This is a genomic window from Sulfurospirillum sp. HTRB-L1, assembly GCF_059415125.1.
The window spans coordinates 1-18,039 of record NZ_JCAHZR010000004.1 but is presented as its reverse complement, the minus strand read 5'-3'; the positions used below and the strand labels follow the sequence as shown (position 1 = coordinate 18,039).

Below are 18,039 nucleotides of genomic sequence, written 5' to 3'. Positions count from 1 at the left end.
ACTGCATGTTTTGCCAACCCATTGCACCCAAAACACATTTAAGATATACTTTGGATATACATTAAAAAAGGAGGGCAAACCCATGATGGCAACTATTTCCAAATGGGGAAACTCACAAGGGCTTAGGCTTCCTAAGGACATTATTAGCCAATTGCACTTAACCGTAGGAGATGTTGTCTCTTTAGCTGTAGAAAACGGGAAAGTCGTGATAGAGCCTGTGAAAAAAGAGCAGTATGTTTATGACATTAACACCCTTGTTTCACGCATCCCCAAAGGGTACCAAGCCGGCGAAGAGATGGTCTCTCAAGCAGGTAAAGAAGCATGGTAAAGGGCTACATCCCTGAACAAGGCGATATTGTTGCGCTCACCTTTGACCCCCAAGCAGGACACGAACAGCAAGGCAGACGCCCTGCACTTATTATCAGCAACGGGGTTTTTAACAAGCACGTGGGGCTTGCGCTTGCCTGCCCCATCACCAATACGCAGAGAAACTTTCCTTTTCATGTGGAGATTGGCTCTACTAAACTGACGGGCTTTGTCATGAGTGAACAAGTAAAATCTATTGATTACAACGCACGAAACGTGAAGTTCATTGAAAAAGCTTCCGAAGAACTTTTGGGGCGTGTGTTGGGGATTGTTGGGAGTATTTTGGAGCCAGTCTCATTAAAAGGGTGAGGCAAAAATCCCTTACATGTAAAGGAAGTTCATGAGCGCGCGACTATTTTTTGTGAGTGGGATTGATACGGACATCGGCAAGACCTATGCCACGGGGTATTTGGCGCGGTTGTGGAATGATGAGGGCATCGTGACCTTGACCCAAAAACCGGTGCAAACGGGGGTGGAAGCGGGGCTTGGAGACATCGCGACCCATTGCGCGCTCATGGGAACGCCTTTGCCTGTGGGCGAAGAAGCGGCATTGCGCTTACCCCAAGTCTTTGCGTACCCTGCCTCACCCCATTTTGCGGCGCAAAAAGAGGGCAAGGAAGTGGACATAAAAGCTATTGACGCGGCTACGGCCGCCCTTGCTTTGCGTTGTGAACGCTTACTGATTGAGGGTGCGGGTGGCTTGATGGTGCCCTTAACCCCGACTTTTTTGCAGATAGATTTCATCGCTCAGCGAGGGTATGAGGTCATCTTGGTGACTTCAGGGCGCCTTGGGAGCATTAACCACACGCTTTTAAGTTTGGAAGCCTTACATATAAGAGGGTTAAAATTACACACGTTGGTGTTTAACGACGTGTATTCAGAAGAAAATAAGGAAATCTCTAAGGCCACACACGCGTATTTTCAGACTTACCTCGCCACCCATTTTCCTCAAAGTGCATTGATAACGCTTCCTATTTTGTAACTACGCTTACATTCAAATCCCTAAATTTAGGGATTTGATAACCACTTTCAGTTTATTAATTTGCAACACTAATATAACACTCCTATTCTATAATGCCTCCAGAAGTTTTCAACTTCATCTTATGTAAAGGGCTTTCCATGAACCTCTCAAAACAATTGTTGGCGATGATTAGTGTGACTATCCTCGGCCTTGGCGCTATTTATGGTATCAGTTATGTAAAATTGGAACAGGTGTACCACCAAACTGATTACGCGAATGAGAATTCTATCCCTAGTATTATGTTACTAGTCGATACACTTCAAGACGGGTACCGCCTGCGCCTTAACTTGTGGGAGCATATTTCTTTTGAGGAAGCTGCAAGAAAAGAAGAGGCAAAAAAAGCCATCGAAACCGTCAAAGGGCGTTTAACCACGAACCTAAAAGCTTACGAGGCGATGCTTAGTAGTGACAAAGACAAGGAGCATTTGGCGCAAAACAACGCGGCTCTTGTGAACGCGACGGCGGCGATTGAGCGGGTGATGGCCCTTTCGGCTTCGGGGCAAAAAAGTGCGGCAGAAAGCCTGCTAAATGAAAGCAGGCCTGTGCTGTTAGCGTTTACAAGAGCGTTGGACGCGCACATGCGCTACAACCAAGAAGTGGCAAATGCAGAAGCGCAAGTTGCTGTGACAGACAAAGATAATGCTGAAATCATCATGTTGCTTTTGTCTTTAGGTATTATGGTTGTTTGTGCGGCACTTGGGTTGCTGCTTCGCAAAAATATTCTAGGAAGCGTGGCGCTCATGCGGTCGGGGATTGGGGAGTTTGTCACCAAGAAGCACCTTGGTTTTCGCATCAAGTACGCAAAAAACAATGAGATTTCCCAGATTGTGGAGAGCTTCAACAGTTTGATTGAGACCTTGGAACATACCATCACCGATGCCAAGCACTCTTCCAATGAAAACGCGTCAGTTTCCCATGAGCTGAGCTCCACGAGCATGCAGATTGGAAAAAATGCGGAACAAAGCAGTGTGATTGTGGAAAAAACCATCCAAGACATCGAGGCGATTAAACGCTTTGTGGAGGAGAGCGCGACCCTTTCAACCCAAAGTAAAGAGACCATGAACACCGCCCAACGCCAACTCGAAGGGGCCAAGGGTGAGATTACGACCCTGCGCGATGAGATGGAGCAAGCCAGTGTCGCCCAAACGTCTTTGGCGGCAAAGTTGGAGCAAATGAGCGTGGATGCGGAGCAGGTGAAGCAGATTTTGACTGTCATCAGTGACATCGCCGACCAGACCAATTTACTCGCCCTCAACGCAGCCATCGAAGCGGCGCGCGCAGGAGAGCACGGGCGTGGGTTTGCGGTGGTGGCGGATGAGGTGCGAAAACTCGCAGAGCGCACGCAAACGAGCCTAAGTGAGATTAACGCGACCATCAACGTCATCGTCCAGTCCATCGTGGACTCTTCGGGTGAGATGACCCACAATGCCAAGGGCGTGCAAGGGTTGCTTGCCGTGTCAAATGGCGTGGAGACGACAATCTTGCAAACAGCAAAACTCATGGAAGAAGGGGTGGTGTCTGTGACAAGCAGTGCGAGCAACGCGGTGAAAATCGCCAAAGACACGGACAAAATCGTCGGCATGGTGGCCAACATCAACACCCTCACAAGCCAAAATGCGCGCAGTGTGGAAGAGATTGCCTCCGCGGCAGACCACCTTTCGCGACTTTCTGAAAACCTCAATACCAAGCTCAATCAGTTTCAAAATTAGTCTACCATGTAAGGGATTTTCCCTTACATGTAACCCCTTGATGCACCCCGCGCCGTGACGTTTGGAAGCTTTACATGTAAGCGTATGGGCGAAGAATCGGCTATACTGTGACTAAATTTCCCCCAAAGAACCGCCCATGCACCTTTTATCTAAACATGTTTCCCTTGATGTTTCTATTGCCGCTATGCAACACGCCCTTGATGCCCTTGGGTGCAAGGTGGATTTTTCCCTAGAAAAACACCCCCTTGGGCATTGCTATTCGGTGAATCTCGCTTCTGCTGAAGCCCCGCGCCACCTCTACTCAAACGGCAAAGGCATCTACTCCAAAGCCTGCATAGCCAGCGCCCTTGGCGAGTACATCGAACGGCTTCAAACCAACAATTTTTTTAGTGATTTTTACTTGCCTGGGCGCGTCTCTTACCCCGATGAGGTAGCTTATGAGTTTGGGGGTGCGTACCTAAACGCGGCGCTAAGGGCGCTGTATGACCCCAGCAACAGCGTGTGCGAGGAAGATTTTGTCGACTTTAACAGCGACTACGAAGAGAGGGTGGTTGCCCTTCCTTTTGTGGAACACATGAGCGGCGCATCGGTGTATTTTCCTCTTAATATCCTCTCCAATCTCTACGTGAGCAACGGTTTGGCTTCAGGAAACACCCCCGCCGAAGCCCAAGTGCAAGCCCTAAGCGAAGTGTTTGAACGCTACGTAAAGATAGAGGTCATCAAAAACGGCTACGCGCTGCCAAGCTTCCCTGCGTCCGTCCTAGAGGGGTTTCCGCGTCTTGCGTCTGATGTGAAAGAGCTTCAAGGGTTGGGCTATGGTGTCTTGGTGCTTGATGCGTCCTTGGGCGGGAAGTTTCCCGTGAGTGCCATTGCGCTGATTGACCAAGCGCACAACACGTTGTTTGTCTCTTTTGGGGCGCATCCTCTTTTGGAAGTGTCGTTGGAGCGCACCATGACGGAGTTGATGCAAGGGAGAAATCTAGGCGAGTTGGCGGGCTTTGAAACCCCTACCTTTGACATGGCGCTAGTGGAGGATAGTTTTAATTTGGAGTCGCATTTCATCGACTCAAACGGTAAGTTGGGGTTTGGATTTTTGCGTAAAAATAAAACCTTTGACTACACGCCCACCTCCTACCAAGGCACGTCAAGCCAAGAAGAACTTGCCTACCTTTGCGCCATTGTTGAGGGGATGGGCAAGGAGATGTACCTGCGCGAATACACCTACCTAGGGTTTTATTCGTGCCAAATCCTCGTGCCTGGGCTCTCCGAGGTTTACCCCATCGAAGACCTTGTGTACAACAACAAAAACCAAGGCAAACTCATCCGCTCCTTGGTGCTAGGCTTTAAAGAGCACGACCCCCAAGAGATGCTAGACGCCGTAGAAGCCCTCGAAGACTCCTTGGATGTGGAAAAATTCATCGGGGTGATTTTTGAGACAAGCTTTACCATGAGGGAATTCAAAGCTCAAATCTACCTTTCCCTTGGAGCTTGCACAGAGGCGATAGGATTGTTAGAATACTCCACACACCCTCTTTCTAGCGTGCTTTTGGAGCTTTTGAGGATGCAAGAAGCAGGATGCGCGTACGGAGAATACCAAGAAGGCTTAGAGGCTATTTTTGGCGAAGAAAAGGTGGAAAAAGCCCGCGCCATTGTTGAAGGTAAGGAGTATCTCGTTGACACGACGTTTCATGGGGATTATGTCAACGTGCTTGCGCTGTACGACAAACTTGGGGCGAAAAAACACCTTATATGCAGGGCTGAGTAAACTGTTTTTACAACAGACCTGATTGCGCAAGGGGAAATTTCTCCCTTGCGAAGGGCTCAGTACCCAAGAAGTTTCGAGACGCGGCGTTTGTTACCGCGAAAGATTTCACGGTAACGATTTTTGGCAATTTGCACCTGCAATTCTTCCGTAGAGGTCTGTTTTTGGTAGAGCACAATCATATTGCGCTCTCCTTTGTGAACACTAAGAATTTCAGGTAAGGTGCTCATGTAGGCTTCCCATGAAAGGGTATTTTCCCGTGCCCCAAAAAGAATAATCAAGCGGTTTGGTGGGCTTTTACGCAATTCCTCATCAAGTCTTCGCCAATCGTCAAACTTATTGGTGGTGCAAGCAAGAGGTGGAATAGTGCGCATGACAGCTTGTGCATAGCGTAAACTCATATTGGAGGCTTCAATATGGGGAATGATGGCCAATTTCTTAGCTAAAAGTTTGATTTGCGTCACCGCATGAACGAAGCCTTCTTCTAATTCAGCACGCGGAGGAATGTAAAGTACAATTTCTTTGAATGTGTTAAAAGGTTGGACGAGATGCGCAAGATGGACCGTAGCGTGAGTTTTTGCTACGACGGTGTCAATAACACTACCAAAACTCCCTTCTGTTTCACCAAGTTCTCCATCCCAATAAAGCAATACGTCTGAGGCGGCAAACTCTTTAGCACTTCTGGCAATGCCAATGCTACTTGAAGAAGAAATGCGCGTAACGATATGAACTTGATTTTCTGAGGCAACTCCCAGCTTGACTGCCTCTTCTAGCATCTTTCTCCCAAAAACCAACTCTTCGTCGGTATGTTTGCCTTGTTTGATGATATGAAGGGCGATGAGCGGGTTGCTGTTTTCTGCTTTGATAACCAAGGCAAGATTCATAAGGCCATTAATGGTGGAGGCAGAGTGGGCAGCAAGCATGATACGCTGTTCTTTAGCATCATCTTCCTTGGCAATGCTGGCTTCTTGGTCGGAGAGTACCTGCCCCCAGCGGTTCATTACCAAGGAACCAATGAGGCAGGTGACTAAAATCATGATGATGGTTCCATTAAGGATGCCCTCATCAAAAAAGCCAAGATTGTATCCGACAAAGACAGCAGCAAGGGTTGCGGCGGCTTGAGAGACACTTAGGGCAAAAATAACCCTTCCTTCGGCCTTATTAAGATGAAGCACTGCTTGTGCGAGGCGCGCTGCTATCCCTTTTGAAAACAAGGCGACAACAGTCATGACTAGGGCAATCCAAAGGGTTTCCCATGAAGTAAAAAAGACTCGAATATCCACAATCATTCCCACACCAATAAGGAAAAAAGGAATAAAAATAGCATTGCCAATGAACTCTACACGGTTCATAAGAGCAGAGTGTTGCGGGATAAATTTATTAAGTGCCAAGCCCGCTGCAAAAGCACCAATAATCGGCTCAAGGGAAGCGAGTTCGGCTATAAACGCCGCAAAAAAGACCATAGCAAGAACAAAAATATACTGAGGAACGCTTTCGTCGTATTTTTTAAAGAAAAGATGAGCAACCCGCGGAATACCCCAGAAAACCACCAGTCCAAACAGGGTTGTTGCTCCTAAAAGGTGGAGCCAAAACAAGACCCCAATGTCACCCTTAGCACTTGCGGCGATGACAGCCAAGACCAAAAGGGCTGCGGTATCGGTAATGATTGTTCCACCTACAGCGGTTGATACTGCCGTGGATTTGGTGATGCCAAATTGGGCTGCGATGGGGTAGCTAAGAAGGGTGTGTGAAGCAAACATACTTGCTAGCAAGACAGAAGAGACCAAGCCTAATCCGAGAAGATAATAAGCGGCAACAGTGCCGATGGCCATGGGAAAGAAGAAGGTGAGCCCGCCAAACAAAAGGCTGCGGTGTTTGTTTTTGCGAAAATCGATTAAATCAATCTCGATAGCAGCCATAAACATGATGTAAAGCAACCCTACGGTGCCAAAAAGGATAATGGAGCTGTCTCTCGCAAGGACACCTACCCCGTTAGGCCCTAAAATAATGCCCGCAAGAATAAGCCCAACAATAGAGGGGAGATTAAACCGTTTGAGCCCCAATCTTGCCAATAAAACAACAGCCAAAATAATAAAGAAAATAAGAATAGGGTCAGTAACTGGGAAGCTTATAAATAATTTACTCATTTTACTACCTCGATGGTTGAAAAATATAAAGCATTTGAATGAAACAGGGCATTATAGCCAAAGAAGAAAAAACCTTCCCTTTAAGGAAGAACAGTGGATTTTACCCAATCCAAAAGGCGTAAAAATCCCTTACATGTAACGCAGTAAACCACCCCTTTAGCACAAACGTGGTATAACTTCGGCTTTGATTTTTTATAAAAGGGCAAAGATGAATCCAGTGGTAATTGCCGTGTTGGTGATGTTGGTGTTGAGTTTGTTGCGCATAAATGTAGTCATCGCGCTTGTGATTGGCGCGTTGGCGGGGGGTATGTTGGCGGGTCTTGGGGTGCTTGGAAGCATCGAAGCCTTTAATGGCGGGCTTGGCGGGGGCGCGACTATTGCGCTGAGTTATGCCATGCTAGGTGCCTTTGCCGTGGCGATTTCTCGCTCAGGCATCACCGATGTGTTGGCGCAAAAAGTCATCAAAAGCCTTGGCAAAGAGGCCACGGCGTTGCAACAACTGTACTTCAAAGGGGTGCTTTTGGGCATCATCTTGCTTGCCGCCGTCTCTTCCCAAAACCTTATCCCTGTGCATATCGCGTTTATCCCCATCCTCATCCCTCCACTCTTGCACACCATGGCGACGCTGAAACTTGACCGCCGCTTGGTGGCGTGTACGCTGGCCTTTGGTTTGACCGCTACGTACATGCTCTTGCCTGTGGGCTTTGGGGGCATCTTTCTTAATAACATTTTGCTCAAAAACATCGTGGAAAACGGGGTGCACGTGACCACGGCCCAACTGCCCGTAGGCATGGCTATCCCTGTGTTTGGGATGTTTTTAGGTCTACTGGTGGCGGGTTTGGTGAGTTACCGCAAACCCCGCGAATATTCTTTGGAGCAACTCTTGGCTGCTGAGCCTGAGTCGGTGGAAATCAAGCCGTTGTTTATCGTCGCGGCGGTAGGGGCTATCGTCCTTGCGTTGTGGTTGCAACTGTACTCAGACTCCATCATTTTGGGCGCGTTGGCGGGGCTCGCGGTGTTTGTGGCTTTTGGTGTCGTCAAGCCCGACCAAACCCAAGACGTGTTTGCTAGAGGCATCGCCATGATGGGGATGATTGGGTTTATCATGATCGCCGCTTCGGGGTTTGCCGAAGTCATGAAAGCCACCGGTGGTGTGGGGACGCTCGTGAGTTTTGTGAGTGAAACCATCGGCCAAAACCGCTCCTTGGCGGCACTGCTGATGCTCATTGTGGGCTTGCTCATCACCATGGGCATCGGTTCGTCGTTCTCAACCATCCCTATCATTGCGGCCATTTATGTACCCATGTGTATGGAGTTTGGGTTTTCACCTTTAGCGACCATCGCCCTTGTGGGCACCGCCGCAGCCCTTGGAGACGCGGGCTCACCCGCATCTGACACCACGCTTGGGCCAACCTCAGGACTCAATGCCGATGGGCAACACGACCACATCTGGGACACCGTCGTGCCCACGTTTATCCACTTTAACATTCCGCTCATCCTCTTTGGATGGGCTGCGGCGATGGTGCTATAGCCTTACATGTAAAGCCTAAATCTCCCCTAAACGGTAGCCTATTTTGACGATGGTTTCGATGGCGCCTTCGGGGAGTTTTTTGCGCAAGCGTTTGAGCAGGGCGCGGATGTTGTCCATGCACGTCTCTTCGCCTTCCCAGACGTATTCTTCTAACTCGCTAAAACCAATGACGCGTCCGGGGTCTTTGGCAAAAAGCTCCAAAAACATCACCTCTTTTTTAGCCAGTTTTATCTCCTCTCCACAGGGGTTGAAGAGGCGGTGGTTGGCGTAGTCGTAGTCGTAGCCTTTCCATAAGGTGACCATTTTAGAAGGAACGCGGGAGAGTTTTTTGATTTTGTGTACCAATTCGTACACGTAAAAGGGCTTTTTGAGGTAATCATCACACCCCAGTTCGTAAGAGAGGCGGATTTTTTCTAGTTCATGGTTGGAGCTGATGATGATAGCGGGGGTTTCTTTGTGGTAAAGGCGCAGGGTTTCTAGTACGGAAATCCCGTCGATGGAAGGGACATTGATGTCCAAAACAAAACACTGGTAGCCATTGTTTAGCGCTTCAAGGGCCTCTTCGCCGTCTGTGAAGATGTCGGTTTTGTAGCCCTCTTGCTCTAAGGTATTTTTGATGAGTTTGGCTAAGCGTTCGTTGTCTTCAAGGAGTAAAATTTTCATGTGGCACTTCCTAGGATGATGGTAAAACACGCCCCCGCAGGGGTGTTGGAGGCCCAAATCTTGCCCCCCATTTTTTCTTCGATGATGAGCTTGGTCATGTACAATCCGATGCCATGCCCCTCTTCTTTGGTGGTGTAGTAGGGGTCAAAGATGTGGGGGAGTTTGTCTTTGGCGATGCCTCCGCCGTTGTCGGAGATGGCGATGATGATTTTAGAAGCGTCATTGTAGAGGTTGATGTGAATGGCCCCGCGTTTAATCTCCCCGTGTTCGCGCCGTTTTCCAATCTGGTCTTTGGCGTTGTTGACGATGTTTAAAAGGGTTTGCATGAACTCATTTTTGTAGCCATTGACCATGAGGCGCTTGGAGCCTTGCTTGTCGATGGTCACGTCGATGTAGTTGTATTTGATGGTGTGGCGGATGATGTTCATCATGGTTTCGATGGCTTCGGTCACATCAAAGATGCTCTTGGCGGTGGAGGGCATGATGAAATTTTGAAAGTCGTTGATGGTGTCGGTCATGTACTGGACTTGCACCATGATGTCATCCACGTAGCGGTTGGCCACGTCCTTTTCCGTTTCTTTACATGTAAAGACATGCTCTTGGGCGATGGTGGCGATTTCCACGAGGGGGTTTTTCCACTGGTGGGCGATGGAGGAAAAGACTTCGCCAATTTCCGCGAGCTTGGATTGCTGGACGATGAATTGTTGGTGTTTGTTTTTTTGAAGCTCCGCCTCGCGCCATTTTTTCTCATTTTGGATGCGCATGTAAATGTTGTGTACTAATCCTAAGATGAGCAAAATGAGCAAGGGAAGCACGAGAAAAAGGGCATCGACGTATTTTTTGTGCTTGTCCAAAAAACGTACGGGAGAGTTCACAAAGCGAAAAGATTGGTTGAGCAAAAAAGGTTCTAGGTTAAATTTTTTGATTTTTTCATAGTTGAAAATGTACTCGTGTTTGACGTCGGTGATGATGCGATTTGGCGCGTTTGGGTTGGAAAGCAAGGTGATAGCCAGTTCGCCCGTGGTGTGGCCGATGTCTTTGATGAGGGCAGATTTTCCCCCGACGATGCCTTTGGTGATAAAGAGTGAATCGGTGGCAAAAACCGGCAATTCAAAGGAGTCGATGGCGTAAGCGATTTCGTAGTTGCGGTAAAACTGGTCGTAGTTGCCGCTGTAAAAGGGGATGAAGAGCATGGCTTCATCGGGTGCAGGGACGGAAAACTTGGCTTCGAGCTCCTCTAGGGCCATGTCTCCTACGTATTCCACCTCAAAGTCCACGCCCAAGGTGTCGATGATGGCTTGGATGGAAACCCCCTCTTGCAGGTCTTGGGTGGAGGTTTCGTTGAGGATGTAGAGCTTTTTGAGGTTAGGAATCATGGCGTGGATGATGGCGATATTGTCTTGGATGGGGCGGATTTTTAGCACCCCTGAGATTTTATCAAGCACCCCCGCACGGCGCGCATGCAGTTGGGAAAAATGCTCCATCCCAGAAAATAAGATGCGCTCATGGGAAAAGAGTTCGTCGTAATAAGCAAGCACGAACGTGTACGCGTGGCGGTCGATGGGAATGATGAGGTCGTAGGTGGTTTTTTTGCGTTTGATGGTGATGGCGTCGCGGAGTTTTTGGTGGTGGTCTTGGGAGGCGGCTTGCCTGCCATCCATGTAGATGACATCGGCTTGGACGTGGGGGTTAGCGGTAAAAACCTCCTGAATCCCCGAAATAATCTCCGTGCTCCACTGGAAGTTTTTGGGGTAAGAGTTCAAAATCAACACACGCTGGGGCTCTTGGGCAAAAAGTGGCGAAAAAAAGGCAGACGCCAAAAGCACGAAACCCAACGCAAGCCCACAAATTTTCATTAAACCCCTTTTAATTAGCAAGAAACATTCTAACCCACCTTGTGTAATTTTAAGCTAAAAAAAGAGGTATTTTTTCTTTACATGTAAGGCTTAAATCTCTCCCAAACAGTAGCCGATTTTGTTGACGGTTTTAATGGCGCCTTCGGGGAGTTTTTTGCGCAAGCGTTTGACCAATGCGCGGATGTTGAGCATACAGGTTTCCTCCCCTTCCCACACGTACTCTTCGAGCTCTCCAAAGCTCACCACGCGACGCGGGTCTTTGGCAAAAAGCTCTAAAAATTCCATCTCTTTTTTGGCCAGTTTTATCTCCGCGCCCAAGGGGTCAACCAAGCGGTGGTTGGCGTAGTCGTAGGTGTACCCTTTCCATAAGGTGGCGATGCCCGCGTCACTTTGGGAGAGTTTTTTGATTTTTTGCACCAACTCGTAGATGAAAAAAGGCTTTTTGAGAAAATCATCGCACCCAAGCTCGTAAGAGAGTTGGATTTTTTCCAATTCATGGTTGGAACTGATGATGATAGCGGGGGTGCCTTTGTGGTAAATGCGCAGGGTTTCAAGCACCGAAATCCCGTCGATGGAAGGGACGTTGATGTCGAGGATGAAAAAATGGTACCCGTTATTAAGCGCGTCCAGCGCCTCGTCTCCATCCCCAAACAGATCCACCCGCCACCCTTGCTGTTCAAGGGCGCTTTTGATGACTTTTGCCAAGCGTTCGTTGTCTTCAAGAACTAAAATTTTCATGCCGCACTTCCTAGTAAAATCGTAAAACATGCCCCCACAGGGGTGTTTGAAGCCCAAATCTTGCCTCCCATTTTCTCTTCGATAATCAGCCTCGTCATGTACAGACCAATCCCATGCCCGTCTTCTTTGGTGGTAAAGTACGCATCAAACACTTGGGGCAATTTCTCCTCAGGGATGCCCCCGCCGTTGTCGCAGATGGCAAGGATGATTTTGTCCGCGTCGCACGAAAGGGAGATGCTAATCTCCCCGCGTTTGATGCCCCCGCGTTCTCGCAGGAGGGTGATTTGGTCTTTGGCGTTGTTGATGATGTTTAAAAGGGTTTGCATGAACTCGTTTTTGTAGCCATTGACCAAGAGGCGCTGGGTGCCTTGCTTGCGCACACTGATGTCGATGTAGCTGTATTTGATGGTGTGGTTGATGATTTTTAGCATCTCTTCGATGGTCTGGGTGACGTCAAAAACGCTTTTATCGACGGAGGGCATGATGAACTTTTGAAAGTCGTTGATGGTGTCGGTCATGTAGCGCACTTGGACCATGATGTCGTTGACGTAGGGGTTGTTTTCTTCGTGGGGTTGGTCTTTACATGTGTATACATGTTCTTGGGCGATGGCGGCAATCTCGATGAGCGGGCTTTTCCATTGGTGGGCGATGGAGGAAAACACTTCGCCAATCTCGGCCAGTTTGGCTTGTTGGACGATGAATTGTTGGTGTTTGTTTTGTTGGAGTTCGATGGCGCGCTGTTTGGCTTCGTTACGCGCACGCATGTAGATGTTGTGCCCAAGGCCTAGGATGAGTAGTACCAACAAAGGCGAAGCCACAAAGATGGTATCAATAAGCACCCGATGCTTGTCAAAAAACCCAAGGGGTGCGTTGAGGCGCACGTAAGAGCTTACGTAAGGGTAGGGAGAGAGGCCAAAGTGGGAGAGTTTTTGCACGTCAAATTGGTATTCGTAGGTTTCATCGGTGCTTACATGTAGGGGAGAAATCTCGCCTTGCAGGGTTTGTAAAATCAACTCTCCCGTTGTTTTGCCCAAGGTGCGAATGGGGACGACTTTCCCGCCAAGGGCACCTTTTCCTGTGAAAAGGGTGTCTGTGACAAAGACAGGCAAGGCGCTTTTATCAATCATGGCGGCGATTTGGTTGTTTTTGTAAAAGGCACCATCGCTGCCGTTGTAAAAACGGATAAAAAAGATGGCTTCGTTTTTTTTAGGTTCGGCAAAACGTGCTTCGAGTTCTTCAAGGGTGGCATGGCGGATGTATTCGATGGCAAAGGTGCCTTGGTGTTCTTGGATGGCTTGACGAATAAACACATCCGAATCATCCCCGTTGATGCTTGCATCGTTGATGATGGTGAGTTTTTCAAGGGCGGGCATCATGTTTAAAATCAGTGGAATCGACTCGCCAATGGCGCGTTTTTCAAGGAGTCCCACCACGCGGTCTTCCAGTCCCACTGCTTGCACCTCTTCTAAAAAAAACTGTTCGGGCCCTGAAAAAAGGAGAGGTTCATCGGTAAAAATCTCATGGTAGTATTTGAGTAAAAAATTGTACGCAAAGGTATCGATGGCGACGATGAGGTCGTAGCGCTGGTTTTTAAGTTGGAGCTTGTACAGCTCGCGTAACGCGGCGTAGTACTCTTCGGAACTGATGCGTTTGGAATCCATGTAGAGGATGTTGGTGGTGATGTTGGGGTGCTCATAAAGCACTTTTTCAATGCCACTAAGCATGTCATCACTCCACTGAAACCCTTTGTGGTAAGAGTTGATGACCAAGATTTGTTTGGTGTCACTCGCCCAAAGCGACACACAGGTGCACCATGTTAAAAAAAACAGTGCCGCAATTGCCCTCAGTCCCATTACGACCTCCCTGTGGATGTAAGATTATATCTTAAAGTGCCCGAGGGTAAGTTTGAGTTGCTCGGATTGGTGAAAGAGGTGTTCACTGGCTTTGGCTCCTTCTTGGGTGCTGTGAATGTTGCGTTGGGCGATGTCCGCGATAGCGGTTAGGTTGTGGGTGAGTTGGGTCACTTTGGTGGTGGTTTCGAGGTAGCCTGAAAGGGTGGTTTGGGTCTCTTTGATGGCTTCGTCCATCAGGGTGACGCTTTGGGAAAGGGTGTGGTTAATTTGCGTAGATTCGTCCGAGAGTCCGTGCAAGTTTTGGGAAGCTTGGAGCATCTGTTCGTTGGTTTCGACGATGGATTGGACAACCACGTTGATGGTAGCGTTGATGTCGGTGAGGCTTTTTTGGGTGCGTTCAGCGAGTTTACGCACTTCATCGGCCACTACCGCAAACCCGCGCCCGTGGTCTCCCGCGCGCGCCGCTTCGATGGCGGCGTTGAGGGCCAAAAGATTGGTCTGGTCGGCGATGTCGCCGATGATGGTGAGTACCTCTTTGACATCCGTAGCGTTGGCGCTAATTTCTGAGAGCTTTTGGGCGATGGACGCTTCTTTTGAAGAGGTTGCTTGCAAGGTGGTGTTGAGGGTTTCCATGCGCGAACGCACGCGGTTTAGCTCTTCGCTGGTGCCAAGGAGCCGTTTTTGGTTTGTTTGGGTTGTGTGGGAAGCTTCATCCAAAGAAGCGGAGATGGTTTGTCCTAGGGCAGTCGCATCTTGTAAAAGTGCCCCTTCTTGGTGGGCAAGGGTAATCACCGAAGTCGTCGCCGAAGAGAGCTGTGCGGCAATGGCCGCGTTTTCACTCCCACTGAGGCTTGCTTCGCGGATGAGGTTGGCGATTTTTTCAATAAAACGGTTAATCTCATGGCTAATGCGCCCAAACTCATCGTGGTGTTTGATGCTAAGGCGTTTGGTTAAGTCGCCCTCACCCCCTGCGAGGTCTTTCACGGTTTCATACAGCGCATCTAGTGGGCGCATGAGGGTTGTTAAAAGCGCGTACATCAACGCAGTCGCCACTAGCACAAACACTGCAAAAAGCCCCATGCTAGAGCGAAAAGCGGTGGTAGCGCTTTGGTAGATTACCGTTTCGCTTACAACAAGAGCGACAATCCACGGGCGACTTTTGAGGCGGGCTGAAAAAAAGATTTGGGGCGTATCTTGGTGGGTAAATGTCTGCTTGTGGTGGGGTGCAAGGGCGATGGAGGAAGCATTAAACTGGCTATTTTGACTAAAAAGGGATGCTTCTTCTTTGTCTTTGATGCCGATGATGGCAAGCAAATCGGTATTTAAAATCATGCTTCTTCCCCCTTCGGGAAGAGCAAGGTTCAAAACAGAACGTTCGATGGTTTCAAGGGAAACATCCGCTCCTAAAACGCCGATGGGTTTACCCGAAGCATCAAGGATGCGCTTGGCGAAGGTGATGAGCAATTTTCCGCTACTAGCACCCACATAAGGGTCGCTAATGAAAACATCTTGGCTTTGAATGGCTTGTTTGTACCACCCTCTGGTGCGGGGGTCGTAGCCCTCGCGGTTGCGGTTGTCGTGGTCGATGGTCTTGCCATCACTAAAGCCTGCAAACACATGGTCAAACCCGCCGCTTTGTTTTGCCAAAAGCAGCAAGGTGGAGATTTCTTGTTTTTCTAAATGGGGGTTGTGTTGGGTAAGTTTTTGCACAAAACTCTCTACGGAGAGGGCTTTTGTCTCCATCCATGTGTCGATTTTTTCTTGCAAGGAGGTGGCTAAAATCTTGTACTCCGTGTCGGTGGCAAGGGTGATGCTTTGCTTGTGTTGGAGGTGGTTAAAAACCGCCAAAAGAAACAAACTGATACCCAAGAGGGTGCCAACGCTAAGAAAGATTTTTGTTTTAAAGCCAAGAGTCATAAGAAGTCCTTTACATGAAGTTGAGTAGGCTAGGGCGCTGCCCTAGCCCAAAGCATTAGTACGTCAAGAAAAGGTTTTGGAGCGCCTCTTTATCGGTAGTTTTGGTAAGTCCTAGCATCAACAGCACGCGGGCTTTTTGAGGACTAAGGCTTGTGGTAGCGATGAAACCGTATGTGGCATCATCCACCTCACCTTCTTGCACAGTGCTGCCGCTTCCTGTGCGCGAAGAGCGTGCGACGATAACCCCTTTTTTCACCGCGTCACCAAGGGCGTCTTGGGTGCTTGGGAAAGGGTTACCATTGCCCATGCCTGCATACACGATGCCTTTGGTTCCCGCTTTAACCACCGCTTCTACAAGGTCTTTGGTGCCGTGTGGATGTCCAAAAAGAATGTCCACACGGGGCAAATCTTCAAGTCCGCTCACATCAAACTCTGAAGCGAGGGTGTGTTTGCGTAAGGGCTGCATGAAAAATTCCACATTGCCATAATACACGGTGCCGATTTTCCCTGCATTGGGCGAGGTGAAGGTGTTGACCGAAGAGGTGTTGCTTTTGGTCACTTCCCGTGCGCTGTGGATTTCATCATTCATGACCACAAGCACACCTTTGCCTTTGCTTTCTTTGTGGGTGACCACACTCACGGCGTTGTGCAAGTTCAACGGGCCATCGGCACTCATGGAAGTGCCTGAACGCATGGCGCCCACAAGCACGACGGGTTTGTCGCTTTTAACCGTAAGGGTTAGAAAATAAGCGGTCTCTTCCATGGTGTCGGTGCCGTGGGTGATGACCACGCCATCTACCTTTGGGTCAGCCAACAGGGCATTGACGCGCTTGGAGAGCTTGAGCCAGACTTGGTTGTTCATCTCCTGAGAACCAATGCTTGAAATTTGCTCCCCTTTGATAAGTGCCATCTCATTGATGGAGGGCACCGCGGCGAGGAGTTTATCTACCGTCACCGCACCTGCGGTGTAGCTGCTTGAAACCGCCGTAGCGCCAGACCCAGCAATGGTTCCGCCGGTGGCAAGGATGGTGATGTTGGGCTTAGCCATCAACAAAGAGGCACTCGCAACGCACGCAACAAGGGAAAATTTGAGAAAATGCATCGTAACTCCTTAAGGGTGTTAGAGAATAAGCCCGCCAATGACAAAGGCAAAGGCAACAGAAAGTGCAATAGCGACAACACCAGGGATGATAAAGGGATGGTTAAAGACAAATTTGCCAATGCGCGTGGAACCTGTGTCGTCCATCTCCACGGCTGCGATGAGCGTAGGGTAGGTAGGAAGGACAAATAGCGCACTGACCGCTGCAAAAGAAGCGACGATGGAAACAGGCGCAACACCTAGGGCGATGGCCGCAGGGATGAGGGCTTTAGCAGTGGCGGCTTGAGAGTAGAGCAAGGTACTGGCAAAGAAAAGCACCACGGCTAGCATCCACGGATGGGTGTTAAGTAGGTCCCCTGAAAAATCTTTGATGGCATCGATGTGGTTGACCACAAAGGTAGAACCAAGCCATGCAACCCCAAGCACACAGATACACGCACTCATGCCCGATTTAAAAGTAGAAGAGTTAAGCACTTGGGCCGAGTCGATTTTGGTGAAAAACGCGATGAGCGCAGCGGCACTAAGCATGAAAAGCATGATGGCAGCATCGCGGCCCACAACAGGGTTTGTGATGAGGCCAACTTTGTCACTAATCATGGTGGCGTAGGTGACAACGGCGAGGATGGCAAACAAGAAAATGCCCACAGAAAGCTTCGCGCCTGGCTTGATGTCAAGCTTGGTTGTGCCACGCATTTTGATAAGGCCCTTAGCAAGACGCTCTTGATAGACGGGGTCATCTTTGAGTTCTTTGCCCAAAAAGCTAGAGACAAAGGCCGCGACCATACACGCTAAAAAGGACGAAGGAATACATACGGCCAAGATTTCCAAATACCCAACGCCTAGAGGTTCAAGGACACCGCTTAAAAAAACAACCGCCGCTGAGATAGGCGAAGCGGTGATGGCAATCTGAGACGCGACAACAGCGATACTAAGAGGCCGTGAAGGACGGATGCCTTGCTCTTTGGCCACTTCGGCGATGACGGGCAAGGTAGAAAACGCGGTGTGGCCAGTGCCGGCAAAAAAGGTCATGATGTAGGTTACAACAGGCGCTAAAAAAACAATCTGTTTAGGATTTTTGCGCAGGATTTTTTCTGCGATGCTAACCATGTAATCCAACCCGCCTGCGACTTGCATGGCACCGATGGCCGCGATAACAGACATAATGATAAGGATAACATCAATGGGAATAGAGCCAAGTTTTAAGCCCATACCAAGGGTGAGCACAAGCACGCCAATCCCGCCTGCGTAACCGATGCCGATACTTCCAAGTCTTGCGCCAAAATAGATGGCGGCTAATACGACGATGACTTCAAGCCATAACATAGAAACTCCTTTGTTTTAAGTGTAGGTGCGCACTGCTACGCACCCGTTTAGGTC

Annotated in this window: 14 protein-coding genes; 6 read left to right on the top strand and 8 right to left on the bottom strand. The window is 49.1% G+C overall.

All coding sequences use genetic code 11. From position 1 onward, the window contains the following. The first annotated feature begins 82 nt into the window (after positions 1–82). From AC5SLM_RS07875 to AC5SLM_RS07855, 5 genes are all read left to right on the top strand, one after another. Entirely contained in the window at positions 83–328 is a 246-nt protein-coding gene (locus AC5SLM_RS07875; protein WP_495250397.1) for an AbrB/MazE/SpoVT family DNA-binding domain-containing protein, read from the top strand. After that, on the top strand, positions 322–675 hold the full coding sequence (locus AC5SLM_RS07870) for a type II toxin-antitoxin system PemK/MazF family toxin (protein ID WP_495250396.1): 354 nt from the start codon (positions 322–324) through the stop codon (positions 673–675). Before AC5SLM_RS07875 ends, AC5SLM_RS07870 begins: the two co-directional genes overlap by 7 nt. Positions 676–706: 31 nt before the next feature. Then, the gene (gene bioD / locus AC5SLM_RS07865; protein ID WP_495250395.1) at positions 707–1,348 is read left to right on the top strand and encodes a dethiobiotin synthase; all 642 of its coding nucleotides are present in this window, start codon (positions 707–709) and stop codon (positions 1,346–1,348) included. A 137-nt stretch (positions 1,349–1,485) separates the two neighbouring features. Continuing rightward, the gene (locus tag AC5SLM_RS07860; RefSeq protein WP_495250394.1) at positions 1,486–3,096 is read left to right on the top strand and encodes a methyl-accepting chemotaxis protein; all 1,611 of its coding nucleotides are present in this window, start codon (positions 1,486–1,488) and stop codon (positions 3,094–3,096) included. Positions 3,097–3,232: 136 nt separating this feature from the next. Next, positions 3,233–4,861 (top strand): YcaO-like family protein, encoded by a 1,629-nt coding sequence (locus tag AC5SLM_RS07855; protein WP_495250393.1) that lies wholly within the window; start codon positions 3,233–3,235, stop codon positions 4,859–4,861. 56 nt (positions 4,862–4,917) lie between these two features. Here AC5SLM_RS07855 and AC5SLM_RS07850 read toward each other — a convergent pair whose 3' ends face one another. Continuing rightward, positions 4,918–7,005: a cation:proton antiporter gene (locus AC5SLM_RS07850; RefSeq protein ID WP_495250392.1), complete on the bottom strand. Its 2,088-nt coding sequence runs from the start codon at positions 7,003–7,005 to the stop codon at positions 4,918–4,920. A gap of 208 nt (positions 7,006–7,213) precedes the next feature. Here AC5SLM_RS07850 and AC5SLM_RS07845 point away from each other — a divergent pair, with 208 nt between their 5' ends. After that, complete coding sequence (locus tag AC5SLM_RS07845; protein ID WP_495250391.1) at positions 7,214–8,536, top strand: Na+/H+ antiporter family protein; 1,323 nt, start codon at positions 7,214–7,216, stop codon at positions 8,534–8,536. Between the two features lie 15 nt (positions 8,537–8,551). On the opposite strand, the gene AC5SLM_RS07840 is transcribed toward AC5SLM_RS07845, so the two are convergent. The 7 genes from AC5SLM_RS07840 to AC5SLM_RS07810 form a co-directional block, all read right to left on the bottom strand. Further along, positions 8,552–9,199 (bottom strand): response regulator transcription factor, encoded by a 648-nt coding sequence (locus AC5SLM_RS07840; RefSeq protein ID WP_495250390.1) that lies wholly within the window; start codon positions 9,197–9,199, stop codon positions 8,552–8,554. Next, positions 9,196–11,055 (bottom strand): sensor histidine kinase, encoded by a 1,860-nt coding sequence (locus tag AC5SLM_RS07835; protein WP_495250389.1) that lies wholly within the window; start codon positions 11,053–11,055, stop codon positions 9,196–9,198. The genes AC5SLM_RS07840 and AC5SLM_RS07835 overlap by 4 nt, the downstream gene beginning before the upstream one ends. A gap of 90 nt (positions 11,056–11,145) precedes the next feature. Then, positions 11,146–11,793 carry a response regulator transcription factor gene (locus AC5SLM_RS07830; protein WP_495250388.1) on the bottom strand — a complete coding sequence of 216 codons (648 nt, stop codon included), beginning with the start codon at positions 11,791–11,793 and terminating at the stop codon, positions 11,146–11,148. Continuing rightward, entirely contained in the window at positions 11,790–13,646 is a 1,857-nt protein-coding gene (locus AC5SLM_RS07825) for a sensor histidine kinase (protein ID WP_495250387.1), read from the bottom strand. The genes AC5SLM_RS07830 and AC5SLM_RS07825 overlap by 4 nt, the downstream gene beginning before the upstream one ends. Positions 13,647–13,670: 24 nt before the next feature. After that, a complete protein-coding gene (locus AC5SLM_RS07820) occupies positions 13,671–15,563 on the bottom strand; it encodes a methyl-accepting chemotaxis protein (RefSeq protein WP_495250386.1) in 1,893 nt (630 codons plus the stop codon). Positions 15,564–15,618: 55 nt separating this feature from the next. Beyond that, on the bottom strand, positions 15,619–16,665 hold the full coding sequence (locus AC5SLM_RS07815; RefSeq protein WP_495250385.1) for a type II asparaginase: 1,047 nt from the start codon (positions 16,663–16,665) through the stop codon (positions 15,619–15,621). Positions 16,666–16,683: 18 nt separating this feature from the next. Continuing rightward, positions 16,684–17,985: an anaerobic C4-dicarboxylate transporter gene (locus AC5SLM_RS07810; protein ID WP_495250384.1), complete on the bottom strand. Its 1,302-nt coding sequence runs from the start codon at positions 17,983–17,985 to the stop codon at positions 16,684–16,686. Positions 17,986–18,039: the final 54 nt, after the last annotated feature.

Bases quoted from the DNA above. Each gene is read 5' to 3' on its own strand.
- AC5SLM_RS07845 (WP_495250391.1), top strand. From the start codon at position 7,214: ATGAATCCAGTGGTAATTGCCGTGTTGGTGATGTTGGTGTTGAGTTTG.
- AC5SLM_RS07830 (WP_495250388.1), bottom strand. From the start codon at position 11,793: ATGAAAATTTTAGTTCTTGAAGACAACGAACGCTTGGCAAAAGTCATC.
- AC5SLM_RS07855 (WP_495250393.1), top strand. From the start codon at position 3,233: ATGCACCTTTTATCTAAACATGTTTCCCTTGATGTTTCTATTGCCGCT.
- AC5SLM_RS07850 (WP_495250392.1), bottom strand. From the start codon at position 7,005: ATGAGTAAATTATTTATAAGCTTCCCAGTTACTGACCCTATTCTTATT.
- AC5SLM_RS07840 (WP_495250390.1), bottom strand. From the start codon at position 9,199: ATGAAAATTTTACTCCTTGAAGACAACGAACGCTTAGCCAAACTCATC.
- AC5SLM_RS07875 (WP_495250397.1), top strand. From the start codon at position 83: ATGATGGCAACTATTTCCAAATGGGGAAACTCACAAGGGCTTAGGCTT.
- AC5SLM_RS07810 (WP_495250384.1), bottom strand. From the start codon at position 17,985: ATGTTATGGCTTGAAGTCATCGTCGTATTAGCCGCCATCTATTTTGGC.
- AC5SLM_RS07820 (WP_495250386.1), bottom strand. From the start codon at position 15,563: ATGACTCTTGGCTTTAAAACAAAAATCTTTCTTAGCGTTGGCACCCTC.
- AC5SLM_RS07815 (WP_495250385.1), bottom strand. From the start codon at position 16,665: ATGCATTTTCTCAAATTTTCCCTTGTTGCGTGCGTTGCGAGTGCCTCT.
- AC5SLM_RS07870 (WP_495250396.1), top strand. From the start codon at position 322: ATGGTAAAGGGCTACATCCCTGAACAAGGCGATATTGTTGCGCTCACC.
- AC5SLM_RS07835 (WP_495250389.1), bottom strand. From the start codon at position 11,055: ATGAAAATTTGTGGGCTTGCGTTGGGTTTCGTGCTTTTGGCGTCTGCC.
- AC5SLM_RS07825 (WP_495250387.1), bottom strand. From the start codon at position 13,646: ATGGGACTGAGGGCAATTGCGGCACTGTTTTTTTTAACATGGTGCACC.
- bioD (WP_495250395.1), top strand. From the start codon at position 707: ATGAGCGCGCGACTATTTTTTGTGAGTGGGATTGATACGGACATCGGC.
- AC5SLM_RS07860 (WP_495250394.1), top strand. From the start codon at position 1,486: ATGAACCTCTCAAAACAATTGTTGGCGATGATTAGTGTGACTATCCTC.